The sequence below is a fragment of the Streptomyces sp. NPDC006265 genome, from assembly GCF_040613555.1.
Classification (GTDB): Bacteria; Actinomycetota; Actinomycetes; order Streptomycetales; family Streptomycetaceae; genus Streptomyces.
Genome location: NZ_JBEXSH010000577.1, coordinates 1 through 5,828 on the forward strand (window position 1 = coordinate 1; position 5,828 = coordinate 5,828).

5 protein-coding genes and 2 pseudogenes are annotated in these 5,828 nt (G+C 70.4%); 3 read left to right on the plus strand and 4 right to left on the minus strand.

Annotation, left to right across the window (positions count from 1 at the left end; genetic code table 11):
* The coding region (gene ssd / locus ABZ281_RS34275; RefSeq protein ID WP_356661901.1) for a septum site-determining protein Ssd at positions 1-695 on the minus strand (695 nt) is incomplete at its 3' end.
* Positions 696-1,269: 574 nt separating this feature from the next.
* On the opposite strand from ssd, the gene ABZ281_RS34280 reads away from it, so the two are divergent.
* Positions 1,270-2,103: an HAD-IB family hydrolase gene (locus ABZ281_RS34280; protein WP_356661895.1), complete on the plus strand. Its 834-nt coding sequence runs from the start codon at positions 1,270-1,272 to the stop codon at positions 2,101-2,103.
* A 335-nt stretch (positions 2,104-2,438) separates the two neighbouring features.
* Here the strand turns inward: ABZ281_RS34280 and ABZ281_RS34285 are convergent, their stop codons facing one another.
* From ABZ281_RS34285 to ABZ281_RS34295, 3 genes and pseudogenes are all read right to left on the minus strand, one after another.
* Positions 2,439-3,263, minus strand: a complete 825-nt coding sequence (locus ABZ281_RS34285; RefSeq protein WP_356661897.1) for an oxidoreductase — start codon at positions 3,261-3,263, stop codon at positions 2,439-2,441.
* Between the two features lie 90 nt (positions 3,264-3,353).
* Positions 3,354-4,418 (minus strand): annotated as a pseudogene (locus ABZ281_RS34290) (hypothetical protein); the annotation flags it as partial.
* Positions 4,414-4,728 (minus strand): annotated as a pseudogene (locus tag ABZ281_RS34295) (FAD-binding oxidoreductase); the annotation flags it as partial. The pseudogenes ABZ281_RS34290 and ABZ281_RS34295, both read right to left, overlap by 5 nt.
* Positions 4,729-4,814: 86 nt before the next feature.
* Here ABZ281_RS34295 and ABZ281_RS34300 point away from each other — a divergent pair.
* Complete coding sequence (locus ABZ281_RS34300; RefSeq protein WP_356661899.1) at positions 4,815-5,189, plus strand: metalloregulator ArsR/SmtB family transcription factor; 375 nt, start codon at positions 4,815-4,817, stop codon at positions 5,187-5,189.
* Positions 5,186-5,668 (plus strand): SRPBCC domain-containing protein, encoded by a 483-nt coding sequence (locus ABZ281_RS34305; RefSeq protein ID WP_356661900.1) that lies wholly within the window; start codon positions 5,186-5,188, stop codon positions 5,666-5,668. The genes ABZ281_RS34300 and ABZ281_RS34305 overlap by 4 nt, the downstream gene beginning before the upstream one ends.
* Positions 5,669-5,828: the final 160 nt, after the last annotated feature.

Consider the following 5,828-nt stretch of genomic DNA (forward strand, 5'->3'; position numbering starts at 1 on the left):
GGGGGGACCGCGATCCGGTCGCCGCGGTCCCAGCTGAGCACCCGCAGCGAGTGCAGCTCGGGCAGCGACTCCTCCAGGGCTCCCCCGCCGACCCGTCCGCGCGAGGAGGCGAACGCGGGCCAGCGCAGCCCTTCGGCCGTCTCGCCCCCGAGGAGGACGTCGAGTCCCCCGCCCAGCGGATCGGCGTCCACGAGGAGGGTGCGCAATCCCTCCCGTGCGGAGGTGACGGCGAGGGCGCACGCGAGCGTGGACGCTCCCGCCCCGCCCCGGCCGCCGATGACGCCCACGGTGAGGGCGGGCCGGCCGACGCCCTCGGCCACGTCGGCGATCCGGTCGACCAGCCACTGCTCGCCGTCGGGCAGCATCAGGACGTGCTCGGCGCCGATCTCGACGGCGCGCCGCCACACCCCGGAGTCGTCCTGGTCCCGGCCGACGAACACGACGCCCCTTCTGCGTACTGCCCCGCGCACCCGCCGCGCGGCGTCGTCGCCGACCAGGACGAGCGGGGCGGCCTCCCAGCTGCCTCTGCGCTCCGGCACGCCGTGGTGCACCTCGGGTGTGGCGCCCGCCGCCGCGCACAGGCGCAGCAGGTCGTCGAGGAGCTCGGTGTCCTCGGTGACGATCAGCGGTCCGCCCTGCCGCCCTCCGGCGGTGGGTGGCGGATCATGTGTGACGGTTCCGGCCACGCTTTCCATCCCCCTTCGCTGCATGACTCGCGCGACCCCTGCGGCCCCGCGATTCCCAAACGTGGGAAGAGCCGACGAGCGGCCTCCCTGTGAACGGCCGACAGAAACCGGCCAAACGCCCCCGGGTACTCGGAACGGGCCATGAACTCGCCGCGAGCGGGACGCGCTTGAATCACGGTGCAGCCATCCCGGAAAGCGTGTGGATCTTGGTGGATAACTGTGGACGTCCCGAGGGTTGTGGATATCGCCGTCACCCATACCGGTGAGCCGCTCAGGCCCCCTGCGCTACTCCCGCAGAGCAGTCCGGTGACTACCCACCGTGACAAGTCAGGAGCATGACAACAGTTGACCCCAATAGGTTCGAAGCGGCCTTTCAGGGCGCGCGAAGGGGACGAAAACCCATCCGGACATGCGACGACCCCCGCCGGGGGGGAGAGCGGGGGTCGTCCCCACGGCCGACTCGGGGGGGGAGGAGTCGGGCCGGGTTAGCACGGTCGCGAACGATCCGTGACTTCCATGGTGTACCCGAGAGCCTTCTCAGGCAAACCCACGCGCCCCACCTTACGCCGAATGGGCTGCCCCTATGCTCTGGGGCGTGGAAAACCACTCGATGCCCCGCACAGCCGCCTTCTTTGACCTGGACAAGACGGTCATTGCGAAGTCGAGCACGCTCACGTTCAGCAAGTCGTTCTACCAAGGCGGTCTGATCAACCGAAGGGCCGTCTTGCGCACCGCATATGCCCAGTTCGTCTTCCTGGCCGGCGGCGCCGACCACGACCAGATGGAGCGCATGCGCGCGTATCTGTCCGCCCTGTGCCGGGGATGGAACGTACAGCAGGTCAAGGAGATCGTCGCCGAGACGCTGCACGACCTGATCGACCCGATCATCTACGACGAGGCCGCCTTCCTCATCGAGGAACACCACACCGCCGGCCGCGACGTCGTGATCGTGTCCACGTCGGGCGCCGAGGTGGTCGAGCCGATCGGCGAGCTGCTGGGCGCGGACCGCGTGGTCGCCACCCGCATGGTCGTGGGCGACGACGGTTGCTTCACCGGCGAGGTGGAGTACTACGCGTACGGCCCGACCAAGGCCGAGGCCGTCAGGGAACTGGCCGAGTCCGAGGGGTACGACCTCAGCCGCTGCTACGCCTACAGCGATTCGGCGACCGATGTGCCGATGCTGGAGTCCGTCGGCCATCCGCATGCCGTGAACCCGGACCGGGCGCTGCGCCGCGAGGCCCTCGCGCGAGGGTGGCCGATCCTGGACTTCCACCGCCCGGTCCGGCTCAAGCAGCGCATTCCCGCGTTCTCCGTCCCGCCGCGCCCGGCGCTCGTGGCGGTCGCGGCGATAGGCGCCGCGGCGGCCACCGCGGGAATCGTCTGGTACGCCAACAAGCGCCGGACCACGGTCGCTTGACCTGCGACGACACACAGTCCTATTTGAACCCAAAAGTAAAGAAGTGCTGCCCGGACTTCCGCTTGCTCCGGGTCAGGAGTACAAAGGACTCAACGGCCCGCGAGACCAAGGACATCCGAGAGGATCACCTTTTAACGCATTTGGCCCCACGGACCGAGCATGAACACCGGGCACCCACGCGACGTCGACCCGTCGAATACGGGCCAGCCGCACCAGGTGACGGGCAAAGCTCCCGACCTGATGGGCATATATCGAGGACGCTTGGTAACCCGATGCTCATGCCAGCGGCGGTACGAGAACTCGTGCCGCCGCATCATTTTTCCGGCTGCGCGATGTCACGCCGCTCCGCGCTGCAGCGCCTCGCACACCGCCATCGACTCGCGGGCTCCCAGCTCGACGGCCCTGCCGCAGTGGGCGATCCAGGCGGCCACGCCCTCCGGGGTACCGGAGACGTACCCGCCGAGGGCCTCCAGGTACGCGTCGCGCCCCAGCTCCGCGTGACCGACCTCGGCCGCGCAGACCGACTTCGGGTCCAGCCCGCTGCCGACCAGGACGATGCGCTCGGCCGTGCGCGCGATGAGGCCGTTGTGGGACGTGAAGGGGCGCAGCGCGAGGAGTTCGCCGTGCACGACGGCGGCCGTCACCAGCGCCGGTGCGGAGCCGCCCGCGATGATCAGTCCGGCCAGTCCGTCCAGCCTGCCGTGCGTCTCGGTGGCGCTCGGCAGCGGCAGGCCGACGAGCGGCTCGTCGACCGGCTCCCCCTCCTTGCGGGGCCGTCCCACCTGGTCGGCCTTGTCCGCGGCCGCCACCAGGTGCAGCCGGGCCAGCACCCGCAGAGGCGACTGCCGCCAGATCGACAGCAGCTGGCCCGCCTCCGCGGTGAGCCGCAGGGCGGCACCCACGGTGCGGGCCTCGTCGTCGCCGCTGAAGTCCGTGCGCCGGCGCACCTCCTCCAGGGCCCAGTCCGCGCCGGACAGCGCGGCCGAGCCGCGGGCGCCGCGCAGGGCGGCCTCGGAAGTGATCGCGTTGCTGCGCCGCCGCATGACCCGGTGCCCGTAGACCCGGTCGACGGCCTTGCGGACGGACTCCACGGAATCGGCCACTCCGGGCAGCGCCCCCAGGGCCGCGAGGGGATCGGCGCTCGCGCCTGCTGTACTCATGAGTACGACCCTACGCACCCCGGGGCCCCGTCCCGCGGCGGAGTGGCCTTCTTCACGCGCGCGTGCGCCCGGCCACGTCCGCCGGGAGGGCTACCCCTTGGCCGCCGGAGCGCCCGGGACATCCTTGGCCGCCGGAGCGCCGGGCACGCCCTTGGGTGCCGGGGCGGGCCGGTCCGACAGGAACGACGCCCAGCCCGCCTTGGGCGCTTGGCCGACCTGCAGGGTGCGCAGCTTCTCCAGCGTCTTCGGGTCCTGGGCGTCCAGCCAGTCCACGAGCTGGCGGAACGAGACGCAGCGCACCTCCTCCTTGGTGCACACCGTCTCGATGACCTCTTCGACGGCCCGCATGTAGGTGCCGCCGTTCCAGGACTCGAAGTGGTTGCCGATGATCAGGGGTGCGCGGTTGCCGTCGTAGGCCCGTGAGAAGCCCTTGAGCAGGCCGTCGCGCATCTGGTCGCCCCAGAAATCGTGCATGGCGGGGTTGCCCTGGGTCTTGGTGCCCGACTGGTTGACCATGAAGTTGTAGTCCATGGCGAGCTGCTCGAAGGAGTGGCCGGGGAACGGCACGAGCTGCATGGACACATCCCACAGGCCCTGCTTCTTCTTCGGCCAGACCTGGTCGTTCACGCCGCTGGTGTCATAGCGGAAGCCCAGGTCGCGGGCCGCGCTCATGAAGTTTCGCTGGCCCTCGAGGCAGGGGGTGCGGGCACCGATGAGCTCCTTGTCGTAGTCGAAGGGCAGGGGGGCCGCGCCCTTCAAGCCGGTGTTGGTCTTCCAGGTCTTCACGAATTGCTTGGCCTGGGAGATCTCGTCCTTCCAGTCCTGGACGGACCATTCGCCGACGCCGCCGCCGCTGCCGCAGAAGTGGCCGTTGAAGTGCGTGCCGATCTCGTTGCCCTCGAGCCACGCCAGGCGCAGCTGCTTCGCGGTGGCGGCGATGCCGCGGCGGTCGTTGAAGCCGATGTCGGAGCGGCCCGGGGAGTGCTGCGGCGGCCGGTACCGGTCTCGCTTCTCGCCCGGCAGCATGTACACGCCGCTCAGGAAGTACGTCATGGTCGCGTTGTTCCGCTTGGCGACGTTGCGGAAGTGGGAGAACAGCTTCTGGCTGTCCTCGCCCGCGCCGTCCCAGGAGAAGACGACGAACTGCGGGGGCCTCGGACTGGGAACGGGCGTACAGCCGTGCGCCCTCGGGCCCGCGGGTGCGCCGCAGTTTGTCGTAGACGAGCGTGTGCAGGGCGGTGACCTTGGCGGTGGTGTGTCCGGTGACGCCGGCCGCGACCCTCCCGGCCTCCAGCACGGCCACGCTCCGGCCGGCCCGCGTCAGCTCCCAAGCCGTGCACAGCCCGGCGATCCCGGCGCCGACCACGGCCACGTCGACGTCCAGGTCCCCGTCCAGCGCCGGGTGGTGACCGTCCGGTGCGGTCTCGAGCCAGTACGAGCTGCTGACCTGCTGTTCTTCGCCCATGAGTCAGCGAGTACCCCGGTGTGTCCTCTTCAGTGTCCGGGCGGGTCGCTTTACAGCGGGGGCGGACAGGACTAACGTACAACCAAATGGTTGTAGATGAACTGGGTGACGAGACGGTGGACCGGCTGTTCCACGCCCTGGCCGACACCACGCGCCGGGACATACTGCGCCGCTGTGTGCGCGGGGAGCTGTCCGTGTCCCGGCTGGCCGTGGCCTATCCGATGAGTTTCGCCGCGGTGCAGAAGCACGTCGCGGTGCTGGAGCGGGCGGGGCTGGTCACCAAGCAGCGCAGCGGACGGGAGCAGCTCGTGCGCACCGCCCCCGACGCGGTGGGCCGCGCGCGCCAGGCCCTGGACGAACTCGAGTCGGCATGGCGCGGGCGGGTGGACCGGATGGCCCGGATCCTCGCCGAGGATCCCGGAACCGAAGAGAACGACACGACGGAAGGACCCGAGCGATGAGTGTCACCAGTGTCGACAAGGACCTCGACACCCTCACCCTCACCCTGATCGCCGACTTCGCCGCCCCGGTCGAGCGGGTGTGGCGGCTGTGGGCCGACCCGCGGCAGCTGGAGCGCTGGTGGGGTCCGCCGACCTACCCGGCGACCGTGGAGGAGCACGACCTCACCCCCGGCGGAGAGGTCACCTACGTCATGACCGGCCCGGAGGGCGACCGGCACCGTGGCTGGTGGCGGATCACCTCGGTCGGCGAGCCGACGGCCCTGGAGTTCACCGACGGCTTCGCCGACGACGGCAAGCCCAAGGACGACATGCCGACCATGTCCGTGACGGTGCGGCTCAGCGCGCGCGACGGCGGCACGCGCATGGAGATGCGCTCCCTGTTCGACTCCCGCGAGCAGATGGAGCAGATGGTCTCCATGGGCATGGAGGAGGGCCTGAAGGAGGCCGTCGGCCAGATCGACGCCCTGCTGGCCGCCTGACCGGCGGGAACAGGACTGCCCCGGCAGCCGCTTCCCGGCACTGCCGGGATCAGGTAACAGGGTGTGTACGAGGTGCCGCAGCGGGGCGCCGGGTGTCGCCTGGGCCACTCTGGTCACCCACATCACCGGCTATCCCGTGCCGGACCGCAACACCGTCTTC

What these genes read in the sequence shown, in the direction of transcription:
- ABZ281_RS34280 (WP_356661895.1), top strand. Translation starts at nt 1,270, where the DNA reads ATGCTCTGGGGCGTGGAAAACCACTCGATGCCCCGCACAGCCGCCTTC.
- ABZ281_RS34285 (WP_356661897.1), bottom strand. Translation starts at nt 3,263, where the DNA reads ATGAGTACAGCAGGCGCGAGCGCCGATCCCCTCGCGGCCCTGGGGGCG.
- ABZ281_RS34300 (WP_356661899.1), top strand. Translation starts at nt 4,815, where the DNA reads ATGGTTGTAGATGAACTGGGTGACGAGACGGTGGACCGGCTGTTCCAC.
- ABZ281_RS34305 (WP_356661900.1), top strand. Translation starts at nt 5,186, where the DNA reads ATGAGTGTCACCAGTGTCGACAAGGACCTCGACACCCTCACCCTCACC.